Source organism: Kineococcus sp. AC630, assembly GCF_979255925.1.
Map to the genome: position 1 here is coordinate 118,129 of NZ_CEEDMJ010000003.1, position 18,537 is coordinate 136,665.

22 protein-coding genes are annotated in these 18,537 nt (G+C 71.9%); 14 read left to right on the forward strand and 8 right to left on the reverse strand.

All coding sequences use genetic code 11. From position 1 onward, the window contains the following. Positions 1 to 40: 40 nt before the first annotated feature. The 4 genes from AC0I8G_RS04250 to AC0I8G_RS04265 are packed head-to-tail and all read left to right on the forward strand — an operon-like array spanning position 41 to position 3,937. Entirely contained in the window at positions 41 to 1,330 is a 1,290-nt protein-coding gene (locus AC0I8G_RS04250; protein ID WP_471728812.1) for an EAL and HDOD domain-containing protein, read from the forward strand. 55 nt (positions 1,331 to 1,385) lie between these two features. Beyond that, positions 1,386 to 1,844 carry an ankyrin repeat domain-containing protein gene (locus AC0I8G_RS04255; protein WP_380261624.1) on the forward strand — a complete coding sequence of 153 codons (459 nt, stop codon included), beginning with the start codon at positions 1,386 to 1,388 and terminating at the stop codon, positions 1,842 to 1,844. A 37-nt stretch (positions 1,845 to 1,881) separates the two neighbouring features. Continuing rightward, entirely contained in the window at positions 1,882 to 3,264 is a 1,383-nt protein-coding gene (locus tag AC0I8G_RS04260) for a TrkH family potassium uptake protein (RefSeq protein WP_471728813.1), read from the forward strand. Continuing rightward, the gene (locus tag AC0I8G_RS04265) at positions 3,257 to 3,937 is read left to right on the forward strand and encodes a potassium channel family protein (protein WP_380261628.1); all 681 of its coding nucleotides are present in this window, start codon (positions 3,257 to 3,259) and stop codon (positions 3,935 to 3,937) included. The genes AC0I8G_RS04260 and AC0I8G_RS04265 overlap by 8 nt, the downstream gene beginning before the upstream one ends. Here AC0I8G_RS04265 and AC0I8G_RS04270 read toward each other — a convergent pair. Beyond that, on the reverse strand, positions 3,920 to 4,105 hold the full coding sequence (locus AC0I8G_RS04270) for a hypothetical protein (protein ID WP_471728814.1): 186 nt from the start codon (positions 4,103 to 4,105) through the stop codon (positions 3,920 to 3,922). The two genes, AC0I8G_RS04265 and AC0I8G_RS04270, sit on opposite strands and share 18 nt — an antisense overlap. A gap of 92 nt (positions 4,106 to 4,197) precedes the next feature. Here AC0I8G_RS04270 and AC0I8G_RS04275 point away from each other — a divergent pair, with 92 nt between their 5' ends. The 3 genes from AC0I8G_RS04275 to AC0I8G_RS04285 all read left to right on the forward strand — a co-directional run bounded on the left by AC0I8G_RS04275 (position 4,198) and on the right by AC0I8G_RS04285 (position 6,656). After that, the gene (locus tag AC0I8G_RS04275) at positions 4,198 to 4,647 is read left to right on the forward strand and encodes a MarR family winged helix-turn-helix transcriptional regulator (RefSeq protein ID WP_471728815.1); all 450 of its coding nucleotides are present in this window, start codon (positions 4,198 to 4,200) and stop codon (positions 4,645 to 4,647) included. A gap of 20 nt (positions 4,648 to 4,667) precedes the next feature. Next, entirely contained in the window at positions 4,668 to 5,906 is a 1,239-nt protein-coding gene (locus AC0I8G_RS04280) for an MFS transporter (protein WP_471728816.1), read from the forward strand. Positions 5,907 to 5,978: 72 nt separating this feature from the next. Beyond that, positions 5,979 to 6,656 (forward strand): thymidine kinase, encoded by a 678-nt coding sequence (locus tag AC0I8G_RS04285; RefSeq protein WP_380261636.1) that lies wholly within the window; start codon positions 5,979 to 5,981, stop codon positions 6,654 to 6,656. Here AC0I8G_RS04285 and AC0I8G_RS04290 read toward each other — a convergent pair. Further along, positions 6,644 to 7,123, reverse strand: a complete 480-nt coding sequence (locus tag AC0I8G_RS04290) for a MarR family winged helix-turn-helix transcriptional regulator (protein ID WP_380160341.1) — start codon at positions 7,121 to 7,123, stop codon at positions 6,644 to 6,646. The two genes, AC0I8G_RS04285 and AC0I8G_RS04290, sit on opposite strands and share 13 nt — an antisense overlap. Before the next feature lie 163 nt (positions 7,124 to 7,286). On the opposite strand from AC0I8G_RS04290, the gene AC0I8G_RS04295 reads away from it, so the two are divergent. Together AC0I8G_RS04295 and AC0I8G_RS04300 are read left to right on the forward strand one after the other, a co-directional pair. Continuing rightward, positions 7,287 to 7,532, forward strand: a complete 246-nt coding sequence (locus tag AC0I8G_RS04295) for a DUF2630 family protein (protein ID WP_328293322.1) — start codon at positions 7,287 to 7,289, stop codon at positions 7,530 to 7,532. A 53-nt stretch (positions 7,533 to 7,585) separates the two neighbouring features. After that, positions 7,586 to 8,344 (forward strand): SDR family oxidoreductase, encoded by a 759-nt coding sequence (locus tag AC0I8G_RS04300; protein WP_471728817.1) that lies wholly within the window; start codon positions 7,586 to 7,588, stop codon positions 8,342 to 8,344. 9 nt (positions 8,345 to 8,353) lie between these two features. On the opposite strand, the gene AC0I8G_RS04305 is transcribed toward AC0I8G_RS04300, so the two are convergent. Next, a complete protein-coding gene (locus AC0I8G_RS04305; protein WP_471728818.1) occupies positions 8,354 to 9,013 on the reverse strand; it encodes a TetR/AcrR family transcriptional regulator in 660 nt (219 codons plus the stop codon). Positions 9,014 to 9,114: 101 nt separating this feature from the next. Between AC0I8G_RS04305 and AC0I8G_RS04310 the strand changes: the two genes are divergently transcribed. Further along, positions 9,115 to 10,683 (forward strand): MFS transporter, encoded by a 1,569-nt coding sequence (locus tag AC0I8G_RS04310; RefSeq protein WP_471728819.1) that lies wholly within the window; start codon positions 9,115 to 9,117, stop codon positions 10,681 to 10,683. 10 nt (positions 10,684 to 10,693) lie between these two features. Here the strand turns inward: AC0I8G_RS04310 and AC0I8G_RS04315 are convergent, their stop codons facing one another. Continuing rightward, entirely contained in the window at positions 10,694 to 11,188 is a 495-nt protein-coding gene (locus AC0I8G_RS04315; RefSeq protein ID WP_471728820.1) for a pyridoxamine 5'-phosphate oxidase family protein, read from the reverse strand. A gap of 181 nt (positions 11,189 to 11,369) precedes the next feature. Here AC0I8G_RS04315 and AC0I8G_RS04320 point away from each other — a divergent pair, with 181 nt between their 5' ends. Both AC0I8G_RS04320 and AC0I8G_RS04325 read left to right on the forward strand, forming a co-directional pair. After that, positions 11,370 to 11,972 carry a ClpP family protease gene (locus tag AC0I8G_RS04320; protein WP_328293327.1) on the forward strand — a complete coding sequence of 201 codons (603 nt, stop codon included), beginning with the start codon at positions 11,370 to 11,372 and terminating at the stop codon, positions 11,970 to 11,972. A 13-nt stretch (positions 11,973 to 11,985) separates the two neighbouring features. Further along, positions 11,986 to 12,585: an ATP-dependent Clp protease proteolytic subunit gene (locus AC0I8G_RS04325; protein WP_380262015.1), complete on the forward strand. Its 600-nt coding sequence runs from the start codon at positions 11,986 to 11,988 to the stop codon at positions 12,583 to 12,585. A gap of 10 nt (positions 12,586 to 12,595) precedes the next feature. Here AC0I8G_RS04325 and AC0I8G_RS04330 read toward each other — a convergent pair whose 3' ends face one another. The 4 genes from AC0I8G_RS04330 to AC0I8G_RS04345 form a co-directional block, all read right to left on the reverse strand. Beyond that, positions 12,596 to 12,952: a helix-turn-helix domain-containing protein gene (locus AC0I8G_RS04330; protein ID WP_471728821.1), complete on the reverse strand. Its 357-nt coding sequence runs from the start codon at positions 12,950 to 12,952 to the stop codon at positions 12,596 to 12,598. Between the two features lie 106 nt (positions 12,953 to 13,058). Continuing rightward, entirely contained in the window at positions 13,059 to 14,612 is a 1,554-nt protein-coding gene (locus tag AC0I8G_RS04335) for a GAF domain-containing protein (RefSeq protein WP_471728822.1), read from the reverse strand. 80 nt (positions 14,613 to 14,692) lie between these two features. Continuing rightward, complete coding sequence (locus tag AC0I8G_RS04340; protein ID WP_471728823.1) at positions 14,693 to 15,193, reverse strand: SigE family RNA polymerase sigma factor; 501 nt, start codon at positions 15,191 to 15,193, stop codon at positions 14,693 to 14,695. 2 nt (positions 15,194 to 15,195) lie between these two features. Next, complete coding sequence (locus AC0I8G_RS04345; protein WP_471728824.1) at positions 15,196 to 16,005, reverse strand: hypothetical protein; 810 nt, start codon at positions 16,003 to 16,005, stop codon at positions 15,196 to 15,198. A 77-nt stretch (positions 16,006 to 16,082) separates the two neighbouring features. Here AC0I8G_RS04345 and AC0I8G_RS04350 point away from each other — a divergent pair, with 77 nt between their 5' ends. Further along, a complete protein-coding gene (locus AC0I8G_RS04350) occupies positions 16,083 to 16,805 on the forward strand; it encodes a hypothetical protein (RefSeq protein ID WP_471728825.1) in 723 nt (240 codons plus the stop codon). A gap of 141 nt (positions 16,806 to 16,946) precedes the next feature. Continuing rightward, entirely contained in the window at positions 16,947 to 18,533 is a 1,587-nt protein-coding gene (locus AC0I8G_RS04355; protein ID WP_471728826.1) for a methyl-accepting chemotaxis protein, read from the forward strand. The last annotated feature ends 4 nt before the right edge of the window (positions 18,534 to 18,537 follow it).

Below are 18,537 nucleotides of genomic sequence, written 5' to 3' on the forward strand. Positions count from 1 at the left end.
GGAGCGGGCCGCACGAGCCGTTGACACTCAGGTGAAGCCCGTGGTGACGACGCACGGGGAAGCCGCCAGCAGCCACTGGCCCTCCCCGCCTGCAGACGCAGACGACCTGCCGGGGTCCGTCGCGCCCGTACGCGTCGGCCGCCAGGGGATCTACGACCGGGACCGCCAGCTCGTGGCCTACGAGCTGCTCTTCCGCAACCACGGTCGGGCGAGCGCCGAACTGGCCGAGGGGTCCGAGCAGGACCACGCCACGTCGCAGGTCATCAGCGCCACGTTCGGCGACTTCGGCGTCGAGCAGATCGCCGGGGACAAGCTGCTCTTCATCAACCTCACCCGCGGCTTCTTCACGGGTGAACTCCCGATCCCCTGCTCCCCGCACCAGGTCGTCCTCGAACTCCTCGAGAACGTCGAGGTCGACGACGAGGTCATGGCCGGGTTGCAGCGGGTCAAGGACCAGGGCTACCGGATCGCCATCGACGACTTCATCGGCGAGGTCGGCCGACTGCCCGCCCTGGGCCTCGCCGACTACGTGAAGATCGACATCGAGGCCGCCGGCGACACCTTCGACGACGTCCTGGCCCTCGCCCGCGAGCACGCCCCGACCGCCCTGGTCGTCGTGGAGCGCATCGAGGACGACGCGCTGTTCACCCGGTGCCGCGAGGCGGGTGTCGACCTGTTCCAGGGCTACGGCCTGCAGCGGCCGGTGACGTTGGAGGCCGTGAGCCTCACGCCGTCGCAGCTGGTCTGCCTCCGCCTGGTGCGGGCCCTCACCGGTGCGGAGGTCCCGATCCGCGAGATCGAGGAGCTCGTCGCCTCCGACCCGGCCCTGAGCCTGCGCGTGCTCAAGACCGTCATGTCGGCCGCCGTCGGTTCCAAGAGCGAGATCACCTCGCTGCGCCAGGCGATCGTCCTGCTCGGGCGCCAGCAGCTCTGCTCCTGGGTCGTGCTGATGCTCCTCGGCGGGGTCACCAGCGTCGACACCGAGGCCCTGACCATGGTGCTCGCCCGGGCCTCGGCCTGCGCGCGGCTCTCCCCGGCCCACGAGGACCTCGCCTACACCGTGGGGCTGCTCTCCGGGGTCGCCGGTGTGCTGGGCATGCGCGACGACGAGCTCGTCGACACGACCGGCGTCTCCCGGACGGTGCGCAACGCCCTCGTGGAGCGTCGGGGGCCGGCCGGCTCGGCCCTGCGGGCCGTGCTCGCCTACGAGGACGACGAACCGTTCGTCATCGCCGACGCCGGACACGCCGTCTACGAGGTGTCCCGCGCCTACTTGGCAGCACTGAGTGGCGCCATGGTCACTGTCGGTTCAGTTCTCGAACGATCCTGACGCCGGACACGCGACCGGGATGCACTCCGACCTGCCCCCGTCCTACCCTCGTGGCGTGACGGAGCGCCGTGAGGAGACCCCCGCCGGGCCACCCCGGACCGACCCGGTCGGACCGGCCGACGAGGGCGAAGAACGAGCCCTCGAACTCGCACACCGCGTCTTCGAGCACGCCCGCAACGGCCGGGCCCGGGAACTGTGCGGATACCTCGACCTCGGCATCCCCGTGAACTCGACCGACAGCGAGGGCAACTCCCTCGTCATGCTCGCCGCCTACCACGGGCACCCGCGCACCGTGATCGCGCTGCTCGAACGCGGCGCCGACCCCGATCGGGTGAACGCCCGCGGCCAGACCCCGCTGGCCGGCGCCGTCTTCAAGGGCGAACGCGACGTCGTCGCCGCCCTCGTGGCCGCCGACGCCGACCCCTACCTCGGAACGCCCAACGCCCTCGAGGCGGCGCGGTTCTTCGGCCGCGCGGACCTCCTGGAACTGCTCGAGGTGCCCGGCGAGGACTAGGACCTGGGTAGCCTGACCCGGTCGACGCGCCCGCGTCGTGCGATCGACGCAAGCGGAGGCCCTGCCGGTGGACGCCAGTTCCCCGCGTCGACCGCGCATCATGCGCCACCCGGCCCAGATCGTGGCGCTCGCCTTCGCGGCCGTCGCCTCGGTCGGCACGGTCCTGCTGCTGATCCCCGTCTCCCGGCGCGGTGAGGGCGGCGCGACGCTCGTCGAGGCGCTGTTCACCGCCATCAGCGCGCTCTGCGTGACCGGCCACGTCGTCGTCGACACCCGGGAGCACTGGTCGAACTTCGGGCTCGTCGTCATCCTCGCCCTCGCCCAGATCGGTGGGTTCGGCATCATGACGTCCGCCTCGCTGCTGGGCGTCTTCGCCTCACGTCGCCTCGGGCTGCGCTCGCGCCTCCTGACGGCGACGGAGTCGCGCGGGCTGGACCTCGGCGACGTGCGGACGGTCCTGCTCGGCGTCGTGCGGGTCTCGGTGGCACTGGAACTCCTGACCGCCGTCGTCCTCTCCGCCCGGTTGTTCCTCGGGTACGGGCGGCCCTTCTCCTCGGCGTTGTGGGAGGGGACGTTCCTGGCGATCTCGTCCTTCAACAACGCGGGGTTCGTGCTGCGCGGGAACAGCATGACCGACTTCGTGAGCGACCCGTGGATGTGCCTGCCGGTGGTCGTCGCCTCGTTCCTGGGCGGCCTCGGCTTCCCCGTCCTGCTCGAGCTCAGACGGCAGTTCCGGTTGCCGCGGCGCTGGTCGCTGCACACGAAGCTGACCCTCGCGACCACCGTCCCGCTGCTGGTCCTGGGGACGCTCTTCCTCACCGTGAACGAGTGGCGCAACCCCGCGACGCTGGGCCCGCTGGACTGGTGGGCCCGCCCGCTGGCCGGGTTGTTCCAGGCCTCGGCGACCCGCAGCTCGGGGTTCAACTCCGTCGACATCACCCAGCTGAACGGGGGTTCGTGGCTCGTCATGGACGTCCTGATGTTCATCGGCGGCGGGTCCGCGAGCACGGCGGGCGGCATCAAGGTCACGACGTTCGCGCTGCTCGCGGTGGCGGTGTACGCGGAGGCCCGCGGCGAGCCCACGGTCAGCATCTTCACCCGTCGCGTCCCCGACCGGGTGGTGCGCCAGGCCCTCACCGTGGCCCTGGTCTCCGTCGCGGTGGTCGTCGTCGCGACCACCCTCCTGGTCGAGATGACCCGTGCGCCGCTGGACATGGTCGTCTTCGAGGTGGTGTCCGCGTTCGCCACCGTCGGGCTCTCCTCGGGGTTGCTGGTGCAGCTGCCCGACTCCGGGCAGGTCATCCTGGCGTTGTTGATGTTCATCGGCCGGCTCGGGCCGATCACCCTCGGCGCAGCCCTCGCGCTGCGCGAACGGACCCGCATGTACGAGTACCCCGAAGGGAGACCGATCATTGGCTAAGCGCTCGGCTCTGGCGAGTCCCCGTTCCGTCGTCGTCATCGGCCTCGGCCGGTTCGGACGGTCCCTCGCGCTGGAGCTCATGGAGGACGGTCAGGTCGACGTGCTCGGCATCGACAACGACCCGGCCCTCGTCGACGAGCTCGCGAGTTCGCTGACGCACGCCGTCGTCGCGGACTCCACCAAGGAGGAGGCACTGCGGCAGCTGTCCGTGCAGGAGTTCGACCGGGCCGTCGTGGGCATCGGGACGAACCTCGAGGCGAGCATCCTCACCGTGTCGCTGCTGCTGCAGTTCGGGATCCGGAACGTGTGGGCGAAGGCGATCAGCGAGTCCCACGCCCGGATCCTCACGCAGCTCGGGGCCCACAAGGTGATCCGCCCCGAGCACGAGATGGGGTTGCGGGTCGCCCACCTGGTGCGTGGCCGGATGCTCGACTACATCGAGTTCGACGACGGCTTCGCCATGGTCAAGACGACCCCGCCCGCCCCGATCGTGGGCAAGAGCCTCGGGCAGGTGCGGCTGCGCAGCACCTACCGCGTGACGGTCGTCGCGCACCACTCCCCCGGCACGGGGTTCACCTACGCCACCCCGGAGACCGTCCTCGCCGCCGAGGACGTGATCATCGTCTCCGGGCAGATCCGCGACGTGGAGGCGTTCTCAGCCCTCTCCGGCTGAGTCGTCGGGGGTCTCCTCGTCGGGTCCCCGGCGCTCGACGCCGGGTAGCCGGCGCCGTTCGGGCTCGCCCCGTTCGACGCGGGTCAGGTCGATGAGACTGCGCCGGTCGTCCCGACGGCGTCGTTGGGCGTCCTCGTCGGTCGGCTCGACCGGCTGATCGTCACTCACCGGACAAGCTCACCACGCTGCGTGCTCGCGTGTCACCTCACCCGTCTCGTTCCCGGCTCGACGACCCACCGAGAACGACATATAGTGTCCCTATGCAAGTACGTGAGGACCTGGCCCAGCGCCTGCTCCTCGCCTGCGCGGACCTGACCCGCGCGGTGACCGCGGCCGCCGACGACACCCGCCTCTCCCTCACCCAGGCCCGGGTCCTCGGCAACCTCGACCGGCACGGCCCGCTGCGCGTCAGCCGCCTCGCCGAGCTCGAGCACTGCGCCCAGCCGAGCATGACCGGCCTCGTCGGTCGCCTCGCTACCGCGGGCCTCGCGAGCCGCAGCACCGACCCCGACGACGCCCGGGCGGTGCTCGTCGCCGTGACCCCCGCCGGCCGCGACGAACTCGCGCGGCACCGGGTCCTGCTCCGCGAACCCCTCGTCCGCGCCGTCGGGGACCTCGGCCCCGACGACCTCACCGAACTCGCCCGCGTCACCGAACTCGTCGAGGGGCTCTCGAGGTCGGTCCGCGCAGGCGTCCCCGCACCCCGCTGACACCACCTGGAAGGATTCCCGTGTCGTCCTCCGACACCGATGTGAAACCCGGACTGCTGAAGCAGCCCATCGCGGTCTGGGCCGTCGCCTTCGCCGCCGTCGTCTCGTTCATGGGCATCGGTCTCGTCGACCCGATCCTGCCGGCCATCGCCGGACAACTCGGCGCCACCAAGGCCCAGACGCTGCTGCTGTTCACGTCCTACCTGGGCATCACCGGCCTCGCGATGCTGCTCACCGGGTGGGTCTCCAGCCGGTTCGGGGCCAAGAAGACCCTCATGACCGGCCTCGTCCTCATCGTCGTCTTCGCAGCTCTCGCAGGGTCTTCCGGTTCCATCGGCGAGATCGTCGGGTTCCGTGCGGGCTGGGGACTGGGGAACTCGCTGTTCATCGCGACCGCCCTGGCCACCATCGTCGGTGCCGCCAGCGGCGGGATGGCGAACGCGATCATCCTCTACGAGGCGGCGCTCGGGCTCGGCATCGCGACCGGTCCGCTGGTCGGTGGCCTGCTCGGCGAGGTGTCCTGGCGCGGACCGTTCTTCGGCACCGCCGTCCTGATGGCCATCGCCTTCGTCGCCATCGTCACCCTGCTCCCCGCCACCCCGAAACCCGCCGTCAAGGTGTCGATCACCGACCCGATCCGGGCGCTCGGCCACAAGGGCCTGCGGACGGTCGCGGCGATGGCGTTCCTCTACAACTTCGGCTTCTTCACCCTGCTCGCCTACACCCCGTTCGCCCTCGAGATCTCCTCACCGATCCGGCTGGGGCTGGTGTTCTTCGGGTGGGGCCTCTGCCTGGCGATCGCCTCGGTGGCCATCGCCCCACGCTTGCAGCGCCGGTTCGGAACGGTCCCCGTGGTGACGGCGATGCTCGCACTGTTCGCGGTCGTCCTGCTGCTCGAGGCCGTGTTCGTCCACGACAAGGCCGTCCTGGTGATCGGGACGATCGTCGCGGGGCTCTTCCTCGGCGTGAACAACACCATCGTCACCGAGCTGGTCATGGAGGTCTCGCCGGTCCAGCGCTCGACGGCGTCGGCCGCCTACTCCTTCGTCCGGTTCATCGGCGGCGCCATCGCCGCCTGGGCCGCGGGTGAGCTCGGCGAGGTCTTCACCGACTGGTCCCCCTTCGTCCTCGGCGGCGTCGGCGTCCTCGTCGGGCTGGTCGTGCTGCAGAGCGGGCGTCGCCACCTCGTCGTCGTGCACGACGACCCCGCCCCGCACACCCCCGCCGAGGCCCAGGCCGTCACCGCCGGCGACGCCTGACGCCCCACCTCACGCGCCCCACCCGTCCCAGCGGAGCGGGTGGGGCGTGGTGGTGCGGCAAGATGGCCCCTCGTGGCTGAACTGGTGTTCTTCTCGGGAACGATGGACTGCGGGAAGTCGACGCTGGCGTTGCAGACGGATCACAACCACCGCGTCCAGGGACGTCGGGGACTGCTCTTCACGCGCTTCGACCGGGCGGGCACGGCGACGATCTCCAGCCGGATCGGTCTCGCGCGGCCGGCTCTCGAGGTCGGGGACACCACCGACCTCTGGGCCGAGGTGAGCCGCCGGCACGCCGAGGAACCCCTCGACTACGTGGTCTGCGACGAGGCCCAGTTCTACGACCCGGAGCAGGTCGAGCAGCTCGCGCGCCTCGTCGACGACCTCGACATCGAGGTCTTCGCGTTCGGGATCACCGCCGACTTCCGCACCAGGCTCTTCCCCGGCTCGGCCCGCTTCATCGAGCTCGCCGACCGGGTGCAGGTCCCGCAGGTGGAAGCGCTGTGCTGGTGCGGGCGACGGGCCACCCACAACGCACGGACGGTCGACGGGGTCATGGTCGTGGCCGGTGAGCAGGTCGTCGTGGGCGACGTCGTCAACGGGGGGCACCCCGAGGGGACCCTCGACGTGGGCGACGTGGGAACCGTCGAGTACGAGGTCCTCTGCCGCCGCCACCACGGCCGACGTCAGACGAAGGCGCACCGTCCGGTGACGGTGGACGTGCGGGAGACGCAGCCTCAGCCCTCGTAGCCGAGCGCCGTGGCGTCGGGGACGTCGACGTCGCCGGCGGCCGCCGCGAACCGGGCGAACCCGTCGCGCACGACGGCCCGGTCCTCCGCGCCGAGACGGCCCAGGACCTCCTCGAACTCCGTGCGCCGCCGGTCCAGCACCTGCCCCACGAGCACGCGCGCCTTGTCCGTCGGCGCGACCAGGACCTCGCGGCGGGTGTCCGGGTTGTCCTCGCGGGTCACCCAGCCGGCCGTGACCAGCCGATCGACGGCGCGGGTGAACGTCGAGGGGTGCACGCCGATCGCGGCCGCGAGCGCGCCGCTGCGCAACGGCCCGCGGCTGCAGATGAGCACCAGCACGCGGTACTGCTGCAGCGTCAGGGACTCGAGGGCGTCGGCCAGCGAACGCACGCTGATGCTCACGACCGCCCGGGACCCCGCGAGCACGGCGTCGACGTCCTCGTCGACCAGCTGATCAGGTGACTGCACGCGTGGATGCTAGTAGTTCTGCACGTCCACGCGGGGGGAGTTGGCCCAGCTGGTCCGCGGTCCACTCGCGTGGACCGGGGCTGACCCCGTGCTCGTCCGCGTGCGGGGCTCGCGATCGCGACGCCGAGGCGGGATGATCTCCTCCGACCGAGAGGAGACCCTTGTGAACGAGCACGACATCCACGTCAAGATCAACGACCTCGTGGCCGAGGAGCACCGGTTGCGGCAGGCGCTGCAGTCCGGGGAACTGACCGCCGCCGAGGAGCACGCGCAGCTGAAGGCCGCCGAGGAGGCCCTCGACCAGTGCTGGGACCTGCTGCGCCAGCGTGACGCCCGTCGCCACGCCGGGGAGAGCCCCGACGCGGCCGAGGCCCGGCCGGTCAGCGAGGTCGAGCACTACCAGCAGTGACTCGCGCGGAAACCCCTTGCCCGCGGGTGGGGGGTTTCCGCCACAGTGACCGGGTGGCCCAGCGACCGGTGGTTCTCGTGACGGGTGTCGGACGACGGGTGGGCATCGGGGCGGGGATCGCGGCACGCCTCGCCGCGGACGGGTGGGACGTGGCGACCAGCCACTGGACCGCCTACGACGACCGGATGCCCTGGGGCCGCCAGGAGGACGATCCCGACGAGGTCCACGCGCAGCTGCGTGCGCACGGTGCCACGACGGTGGCCGTCGAAGCCGACCTGAGCCGGCCCGAGGCTCCCGCGGAACTCTTCGACGCGGTCGAGTCCGCGCTGGGGCCGGTGACGGCCATCGTGATGGCGCACTGCGAATCGGTGGACTCCTCGATCCTCGACACCACCGTGGAGAGCTTCGACCGGCACGTCGCCGTGAACGCGCGCGCCGTGTGGTTGCTCGTCGCGGAGTTCGCCCGCCGCTACCGGGGAGAGCCCGGCGCGGGCCGGATCGTGGCCCTCACCAGCGACCACACCGTGCACAACCTGCCCTACGGCGCGAGCAAGGGTGCGCTCGACCGGATCGTGCTCGCCGCCGCCCGGGAACTGCAGGAGCTGCGGATCACGGCGAACGTCGTGAACCCCGGCCCCGTCGACACCGGCTGGATGGACGACGGGTTGCGGGCGAGCGTCCTCGACCGGAACCCGCTGGGCCGCGGCGGTACCCCGCGGGACACCGCCAACCTCGTGTCGTTCCTGCTCTCCGAGCAGGGCGGGTGGATGAACGCGCAGCTGCTGTTCTCCGACGGCGGCTGGAAGGCCTGAGCGCACGGTCTAGCGTCGCGGCCGCAGGGTCATCGCCTCGTGGAACTCCTCCTCCGACAGGGGCGCTCCGGGCAGCCGGTGGGGGCGGTCGCGGGCGGGGGCGAGTCCGTCGAGCAGGACGCCCAGGGTCCGTCGCCAGTGCTCGGGGCTCACGGTGCCGCCGATCTGGGCCGCCGCCTGGACGGCGTGCAGCAGGGTGGCGACGTCGGTCCCCGCGACGTCCGGTCGCAGGACCCCGGCCTCGCGGCAGCGCGCGGTCAGCCGGTCGACCAGCGGCCCGAGCTCGGCGCGGGCGAGGGCGACCCCGACCTGACCGTGCGCGGGTGAGAGGACCGCGTCGCGCAGGCCCCGGTCGGCGGCCATCCGGGAACTCGCCGCCTCCAGGTAGGCGACCAGACCGTCCCACGGATCCTCTGCGGCACAGGCGGTCTCGGCCAGACCGACGAGCGCGCGAATGCGGTCCTCGAACAGCGCCTCGACCAGGGCGTCCTTGTCGGCGAAGCGCCGGTACACGGTGGCCACCCCGAGACCCGCGTGGTGGGCGACGTCGTCGAGGGTGGCGGCGAGGCCCCGCTCGGCGAAGACCTCGACGGCCGCTTCGAGCACGCGCCGGAGGTTGCGTTCGGCGTCGCGGCGCAGCGGTCGCTGGAGCGTGTCGTCGGTGTCCACGGTCACATCCTACGCCGAAGCGGAGGTGTGTTCTCCCTTTTCGCTGGTACCCTCGACGTGAAGCGGAGAAGTCGTCTCCGCTGAGTTGGAGGAACCCCAGGATGAGCAGTACCGAGCAGGGTCGCCACCTCGCGCGACCGGACGCGACGACCGCGGACGGAGCCCGGACACCCCGTCCCCGCACGCCCGGCGACGGCGCGCACGTGGCCGTGACCGCGGCCCCCGGCAAGGCGCAGTGGATCGTGCTGGCGGTCCTGTCGCTCGCCCAGCTGATGGTCGTCCTCGACGCGACCATCGTGAACATCGCGCTCCCGACCGCGCAGCAGGCCCTCGGGTTCTCCGACGAGAACCGCCAGTGGGTGGTGACCTCCTACGCGCTGGCGTTCGGCAGCCTCCTCCTGCTGGGCGGTCGGCTGTCCGACCTCGTCGGGCGCAAACCCATGTTCCTCGTCGGGCTCGTCGGGTTCGGTCTCGCCTCGGCCCTCGGCGGTGCCGCCCAGGGTTTCGGCCTGCTCATCGTGGCCCGCGCGCTGCAGGGTGCGTTCGGGGCGATGCTCGCCCCCGCGGCCCTGTCGCTGCTGACGACCACCTTCACCGATCCCGCCGCCCGCACCAAGGCGTTCGGCATCTTCGGCGGCGTCTCCGGCGCCGGCGGCGGCATCGGCCTGCTCCTCGGCGGGATCCTCACCGAGCACCTGTCCTGGCGCTGGTGCCTCTACATCAACGTCGTCCTCGCCGTCGTCGCGGTGATCGCGGGCGCGCTGCTGCTCACGCACGAGAAGTCCCCCGACCGTCCCGTGCTGGACTGGGCCGGAACGGTTCTCGCGATCCTGGGCCTCGTCGGGGTCGTCTACGGCCTGGCCGGTGCGGAGTCGAACGGCTGGGCCGCGCCGTCCACCTGGGGCTTCCTCACCGCCGGGGTCGTGCTGCTCGCCGTGTTCTGCTGGTGGCAGTCCCGCGCGGAACACCCGCTGCTGCCGTTGCGCGTCGTCCTCGACCGCGACCGCGGCGGGGCGCTCATCGGGATCGCCGTCGTCGGCGCAGGGATGTTCGGCATCTTCCTGTTCCTGACCTACTACATGACCTCGACGCTGGGGTACTCCCCGGTCCAGACCGGCCTCGGGTTCCTGCCGATGATCGCGGCCATCTCCGTCGCCGCCGGCGTCGTGGGTTCGGTGCTGATGCCGCGCTTCGGGCCGAAACCCCTGACCCCGACGGGGTTGCTCCTCGCCGCGCTCGGGATGGTCTGGCTGACCGGCATCGACGTGGACTCCGCCTACGCCTCGGCGATCCTGCCCGGGTTGCTGGTGACCGGGCTCGGTCTGGGTTTCGTGTTCGCCTCGGCCATGGCGACGGCGACCCTGGGCATCCAGGCCTCCGACGCGGGCGTCGGCTCGGCGATGGCGAACACGTCCCAGCAGATCGGCGGCTCGATCGGGACCGCCCTGCTGTCCGCCTTCGCCGGCAGCGCCGCGTCGAACTGGTTGGGCGAGAACGTCACCGGTGCCCCGACGGCGGCGGACGCGGCGCACGCCGCCGTCGCGAGCTACCACACGGCGTTCTGGTGGTCAGCGGGCTTCTTCGCCGTCGGCGCCGTCGTGACGGTGCTGCTGCTGCGCCGCGGGGCTCCCTCGATCGATCCCGACGCGGCACCGGTCATCGCCCACTGACCCTGATCGCTCAGAGCTCGACGGTCTCGTTCTCCCCACCGGAGTACGGCTGACCGGTCACCTTCGCCTTGGCGAAGCTGACGAGCGAGGCGATGCGACCACCGGGCGTGTCCCAGTACTCGGCCGACTCCCCCGTGACGTGGAGGAGGACGACGTCCACGTCGTCCTTCCCGTCGGGGAACCACGCCTCGACGACCGCGTTCCACAGGTCGGCCTTGCGGGCGGGGTCGACCACCAGCATGCCCTTCCCGGTCAGCGACACCCAGCTGCTGTCGGTGGCGACGGTGACGTTCACCAGGGGGTTGCGGGCCAACTGCTCGAACTTCCGGGACGTGCGCTCGGCGAAGAACCACAGGTCCCCGTCGAAGTCGACCTGCTGGACGGCCATGGGACGGCTGATCGGCCTCCCGTCCAGGTCGCTCGTGGTGAGGAAGGCGGTGCGGCTGCCCTTGAGCAGCTTCGCGACGGTGCTGACGTCCTGCGGGACGGACGGCTGATCGGACACGGTGGACCTCCAGGTCGAAGGGCCCCACCGTCCTCCACCGGCGCTCACCCCGCACGCCGAACGGCACCCGCACCACCCCCACCGCGTTCGCCGGTGGTGGATCTCCTACCGGCAGAAACCCCTTCCCGCACGCCCGGGGCGGGCCGACGGTGGAGTCATCCACTCACCGAGGGAGGCACCGATGAGCACGACCACCCTGGCCGGCCCGTTCGACGACCAGTTGTCCCAACGCCTGCTGTTCCAACGCATCGTGGTCCTGGGTCAGGAGGTCGACGACGCGATCGCGAACCGCGTCGCCGCGCAGCTCCTTCTGCTGTCGGCCGACGACCCGAAGAGCGACATCGCGCTGTACGTCAACTCCCCCGGGGGCTCGATCAGCGCCGGGCTCGCGATCTACGACACCATGCGGTTGATCCCCAACGACGTCTCGACGCTGGTGATGGGGATGGCCGCCAGCATGGGGCAGTTCCTGCTCTGCGCGGGGACCGCCGGCAAGCGCTACGCCCTGCCGCACGCGCGGGTCATGATGCACCAGCCCTCGGGCGGGATCGGCGGCACCGCGGCCGACATCGCGATCCAGGCGGAGAACCTCGCCCACACCAAGGCGACGATGCAGCGCCTCATCGCCGAGCACACCGGTCAGGACGTCGAGACGATCGAGCTCGACTCCCAGCGCGACCGGTGGTTCACCGCCGAGGAGGCCCGGCGGTACGGGATGGTCGACCACGTCGTCACGGGGGTCACCGACGTCCGGCTGGGCAGCGCCCGGAAGGTGGGGCTGTGACGTGGCTGCGCAGATGAGCTACCCGATCCCCTACGTCGTCGAGACCACCGCCCGCGGGGAACGCACCTCCGACGTGTTCAGCCGGTTGCTGTCGGACCGGATCGTGTTCCTGCACGGCGAGATCGACGACGGGGTCGCGAACGTCGTCATCGCCCAGCTGGTCCACCTCGCCTCGGAGTCGCCGACGGCGGAGATCAACCTCTACATCAACTCCCCCGGCGGTTCCGCGACGGCGTTGATGGCGATCTACGACACCGTGCAGTTCGTCCAGCCGGACGTGGCGACGTTCTGCGTCGGGCAGGCGGCGTCGGCGGCCGCGGTGCTGCTGGCCGCGGGCGCCCCGGGGAAGCGCTCGGTGCTGGAGCACTCACGGGTCCTGCTGCACCAACCGTCGGGCGGCGCGCAGGGAACGGCCGCGGACCTGCAGATCCAGGCGAAGGAGGTGCTGCGGATCCGCTCGGAGATCGAGGAGGTCCTCGCGCGGCACACCGGTCACCCGGTCGAGCGGCTGCGCGCCGACCTCGACCGCGACCTCGTCCTGCCGGGCGCCGCAGCCGTCGCCTACGGCGTCGCCGACCGGGTGATCACCCCGTCCCCGGCGCTCCCCGCGTGAGAGCGGGTCGTCAGGCGACGAGGGAGAGGGAGACCGTGGGCGCGGCGGACGCGGGGGCGAAGGCCGTCGTGCTCGTCACGTCGGTGACGTAGGAACCGGTGCGCTGCAGCAGTTCCGCGAGCGGGAGTTCCAGGGCAGAGCAGATCGCGGCCAGCACCTCCGAGGAAGGTTCCTTGCGCCCCCGCTCCACCTCGGAGAGGTACGGCAGCGACACCCTGGCCCCGACCGCGACGTCGGAGAGCGTGCGGTGCTGCTCGAGGCGTTCGGTGCGCAGGACCGCGCCGATCGCGTGGCGCAGCAACGGATCCGGGCGGCGACGGACCCGGTCGCGGGAGGCGCGGGTCGGGACGAGGGTCAGCTTCGGCACGGGAACCTCCAGGCGAGGGAACCCTCGTGAAGCTACGCCCGGAGTTGGGACCGCCGCGCTGCTGTCCGCTCAGGGCGGACAGCAGCGCGGCGGGTTCTGGGGGGCGTCAGCTGCGCCCGTGGACCGTCGCCATCTCGACCTGCTCGTCGATGACGTCGGAGATGCGGGCCTGCACGGTGTCGAGCTCGCGGATGATCGCCGCGGTCTCGTTGATGCCGCTGGACACCGCGTTGCTCGAGGCCTGGATCCCGGCGATCTGCTGCGCGACCCGCTGGGTGGCGTCCGCCGTCTCCCGCGCCAGGTCCTTGACCTCACTGGCGACGACGGCGAAACCACGGCCGAGTTCACCGGCACGGGCGGCCTCGATGGTCGCGTTGAGCGCGAGGAGGTTCGTCTGGTCGGCGATGGCGGAGATGATCTTGATGACCTCACCGACCGCGGCCGAGGCCTGGGTGAGGGCGTCGACCTCGCCGGTCATGTTCGAGGCCTGCCCGACGGCGGCGTCGGCGACCCGGCCCGCGTCGGTGACGGCCTCGCGCAACCGGGAGACGGTGTCGAGCAGCGCCGCCGAGGACGCCGCGTCGTTCTCCGAACGGCGCAGGACGTCGAGGCGCTGGGACACCAGCTGCTGGACGTTGCGCAGCGCCGAGGCGCGGGACTCGGAGAGGTCGATGACGTCGGTGGTGAAGAAGTCCATCGTCCCCACGACCTGCCCCTCGGACACGATCGGGAAGCAGACCCCGGACTTCACCCCGGCACGCTGCGCCGCGGGAGCCCGCACGCAGTCGGTCATCTCGGCGAGGTCGTGGACGAAGACGAGGTCACGGGCCCGCCAGGCGCGACCGGAGAGGCCGACCCCCTCGGCGAAGCTCGCGGCGAGGGTGACCCGGCGGAACTCCTCACCGGCCGAACCCGACTCCACCTGGAACTTGAGGGTGTTGCTGGCGGGGTCGAGCGCCCAGTAGGACCCGTAGGCCCAGCCGAAGGCCTCGCGCACCGTCTCCAGCGCCCGGCGCAGGGCACCCTCCTGGTTGCGGGCCTCACCCACGCTGGAGACGACGGACGTCACGGCGGCCCGGTCGTTGAGGGTCTCCTGCAGGCCCGCGGTGTCGAGCGCGCGCCGACGGGCGTGCGCGGCGACGCGGGCGATGGCCCGCCACTTCTCGGAGCGACCGCCGAAGAACGGCAGCTCGTTGTAGGAGTAGTACTCCTGCAGGCCGATGACTCGGCCGTCCTCGACGATGGGGACCTTGGCGCCGCTGCCGGCCCCGGCCGCGTGGGCCTGGTGCCAGCGTGGGGAGTTCACGGCGTCCGGGGTGTCGTCGCACTGCACCGGTTCGCGGGTCGAGATGGCGCGACCGCCGCAGCCCTCCCCGGGCGTGATCAACGTGGATCGGGACCCGGCGAGGGCGGGGGCCAGCGAACCCACCTCCCCGGCGAGGCGGAACCGGCCGTCGGGACCCGGGACCCAGATCGCCCCGTAGCAGAGGTCCAGCGCCTCGACGAGCGCCCGGACGCAGGCCAGCTGCGCCTCGAGCTCGGTGGTGATGCCGGAGTCGAGGGCCGACAGGACGGCCTCCAGCGCCTCGACGTCGCGGGGCATGGGGCCGGTGAAGGCCGCGCCGCCGGCCGAGGCCGAGCCCTTCTTGCGTCCGAACACGTCGGTCCCCCCGAGTCACGAAGCTTCTAGAAGCATTGCTCCCCTCTCATCGGCGGGACCGTCGCAGGGCTTGAGGGGAGTCACCGGGACAGGTGTTCGCGCAGCGCCGCGAGCCCGCGGTGGGCGTTGCTGCGCACGGTGCCCGTGGTGACGTCGAGCAGGTCGGCGATCCGCTCGTCGGAGTAGTCCTCGAAGTGGCGCAGCACGAGGACCGTCCGCTGCTTGGTCGGCAGCTTGCGCAGCGCCTCGAGCAGCGCGTCCCGGTCGGCGATCTGGTTCGTGGAGTCCGCGAGACCGGCGTCGGGGAGGACCTCCGTCGCGTGCTCCCGGCGGGCCGCCCGCCGCCAGAACGACGTCGAGGCGTTGACGACCATGCGGTTGACGTAGGCGACCGGGTCGTCGGCCGTGCTGACCCGGCCCCACTTCAGCAGGGCCTTCGCCAGCACGTCCTGCACGACGTCCTCGGCCGTGTGCGGGTCGCGCAACAACCCGCGCGCCAGGCGGACCAGCGCGGGACCACGGGCCTCGACGAACTCCTCGAAGGTCAACCTGGCGACCTCCTGGTCACTGCGGGTGCTCACGGTCATCGTGGCGCACCGCCCGCGTCCTGCAGCGCCGCGGCCCTGTCGAGGGCGGTCTTCGCCAGTTCGGTGGCCTGCGTGAGGGCCTCGGAGGACGTGGAGACCGGGGTGGTGATGTTCACCCGGACGACGAGCTGTCCGCGACGAGCGACGACGGCCGCCGTCCACTCCGCGCCGGTGCTGACCGTCTGCGCGGACCCGGCGACGACCTGGTCGGCCTCCAGACCCAGGTCCGACGTCAACGTCCAGGGGCCGGACTCGGACGCCTCCGTCCGGCAGGAGTCGGCCTGGGTCTGGGTCTGGGCCATCCAGTCCTGGGCCGCCTGGCCGCGGAAGAGCAGCACGTCCACCTGGGCCGAGGGCGGGATCGGGGCGACCATGACGTTCGCCGGCGCCCCCCAGCCCTTCGACCGGACGTCGACGACCGACGCGGTGTCGGCGTAGGTCTCGTCGGCGCACAGGCCGTAGTTCGGGGCCACGTTCGGGTCGAGGGGCTCGAGCCCGGTGATCACCGCCGCGACGTCCGCGTCCGTCAGCAGCGCACCGTCCGGGATCGACGCGACACTCGTCGCCGTCGCGACCGGCACGTTCGTCGGCGGCGTGCCGGGCCACTGGGAGATCCCGATCGGCACCCCGAGGGCGAGGACCGCGACGACGCCGGCCATCCCCTGCCGACGCCGTCGGATCGTGCGGGCGCGCCCCCGCGCACCCGCCGCGAGAGCGTTCACGTCGACCCCGGTCTCCGCCGCCCCGGCGCGCTGCAACGCGCGGACGACGTCCGCCTCGTCGACTCCCCTCCTGTGCTCGCTCATGCCGGTCCCCCTCTGCGAGAGCCGGACTGTCCGGCGTCTCCGTGCAACAGACGCGCTGCTCCGTGCGTCTGTTGCACGTGAGCTCCAGGAGAATCACCCAGATCCTGACCGTCGCGACGATGACCGTGGCCCTCGGGGCGTGCAGCGCCGGGTCGGGCGACTCGCCCGCTGTCCAGCCCTCCAGTACCAGCCCCCGTCTCAGCAGCGCGAGCAGCCCCACGACGACGGCACCGGTCGCCGATCCGGCAGCGCAGGAGGCCCTGCCGCAGCTGGCCCGGCAGCAGGGTGCGCAGACGTCGGCGCTCGCGCCCGCCGTGGGTCAGGACTCCCCCGACCTCGCGGTGCTGGCGAGCACGACCGACGACATCAGCACCTCGATCTCGTTCTGGGCCTGGGACGGGTCGGCCTTCCAGCCGGCGGGGAGCGTCACCGCCGACGAACCCCTGCTGCCCCGACGCTCGCCGGAGTGGCACTACCTGACCGGCGGTCTCTACCCCGACGCCGTCGTCTACCTGCAGGGCGGCTCGATGAGCGGCGGCGTCGACGCCGTCATCGCCCGCCACGAGACCGACGGCTCGTGGCGGTTCGTCCCGCTGGAGGGACAGAGCGGGGACGGGATCGCCGTCGAGGACGACGTGTACGCGCACAACCCCGTCTTCGACGAGGGGTTCACCTTCGTGACCCGTGTGCAGGGGGGCGGTCCGGTGGCGGTGACCTACTGGCGCTACGAGGAGGGCGCCGGGAAGAGCTGGTTCACCCGCTCCCCCGCCCCGGACCCCGAGGCCACGAGAACCCCGTGACGGCGACACCGCGGTGGCCGTGAGCACTCACCCGGCGGCGCGCACGGCCAGACGGCCGTCCGCTGGTTCGTCCGGGTGACAGGACCTCGTCACACCAGTTGAACCCTCAAGCAACTAGTGCGGTACGTCGAACTGATGCACATGCGCAAACGACTGGGTGACCTGAAGATCGCCGGCAAGCTCGCTCTCGGCTTCGGGGCCGTCTGCCTCCTCCTGATCGCGGCGGTCGGCCTGGGCGTGCAGACCCTGCACACCTCGCAGTCCACCATCGCGGCGATGTCGGACGTCGTCGTCCCCGGCGTGCAGTACAGCGGGACCGTGAAGTACGCCTTCGCCCAGACGCGGCTGGACCTGACCTCCACCGCGCTGGCCTCCGACCCGGCCGCGCTGGGCACGGCGCAGTCGGCGCTGGCCTCCGACGACGCCACGCTCGACACGGCGTGGAAGGGCTACCTCGACACCTCGCCCGTCTCCACCCAGGCCGACCGCGACTCCTTCGCCGCGGACCTGGCGGCGTTCCGCGAGGCCCGCAAGGACCTCGTGGCCGCCGCGACCGCCGGAAACCTCGACGCCTTCAAGGCGGCGCGCGACAGCGAGATCCTGCCCCTGGCCACCCGGATCAACACCACGCTGGACCGCATCCAGAAGGCCGAGGTCGACAACGCCAAGGCCACCTCGGCCCTGGGAGCCGCGCGCTACCGCCAGTCGTTCCTGCTCCTCGTCGGGCTCGGTGTGGTGGCGCTGCTGGTGGCCGCGGTCATCGCCGTCGTCGTGGCCCGCTCCATCACCCGCCCGCTGGCGCGGACGGCGGCCGTCGTCCGGGGGCTGGCCGAAGGTCGCCTGGACCAGCGCGTGGCTCACCCCGCCGCCGACGAGATCGGCCAGCTCGCCCACGCCGTCGACACGACCATGGACAAGCTGACCGCGACCCTCACCGAGATCACCGCCACCGCCGACGTCCTGGCCGGCTCCAGCGAGGAACTCTCCGCCGTGGCCACCCAGCTCTCCTCCGGCGCCGAGGAGTCCGCCGCCCAGACCCAGGTCGTCTCCGCGGCCGCCGAGGAGATCAGCGCCAACATCGGGACCGTGGCCGCTGCCGGTGAGCAGATGACCGCGGCCATCGGTGAGATCGCCACCTCCACCGCCGACGCCTCGACCACGGCGGCCTCCGCCGTCGGCGCCGTCGACGGTGCCGTCCAGACCCTGCAGCGCCTCTCGACGTCCAGCCAGGAGATCGGCGACGTCGTCAAGCTCATCACCTCGATCGCCCAGCAGACCAACCTCCTCGCCCTCAACGCCACCATCGAAGCGGCCCGCGCCGGGGAGATGGGCAAGGGCTTCGCCGTCGTCGCCGGTGAGGTCAAGGAGCTGGCCCAGCAGACCGCGCGCGCCACCGAATCCATCACCGCCCGCGTCGCCACCACCCAGAACGACGTCGACCAGGTGGCCGGTGCCATCGGCCAGATCACCGAGGTCATCGCCCGCATCGACGCCCTGCAGTCCACCATCGCCGCCGCCGTCGAGGAACAGTCCGCCACCACGAACGAGATGGTCCGCAACGTCAGCGAGGTGTCCACCGGCAGTCAGGAGATCGCGCTGAACATCTCCGGTGTCGCAGCCGCTGCCGAGCAGACCACCAGTGGTGCCCGGCAGACCGCCACCACGGCCTCGGAGGTCTCCCGGGCCGCGACCCGCCTGAAGCAGCTCACCGGCGCCTTCACCCTCTGACCTC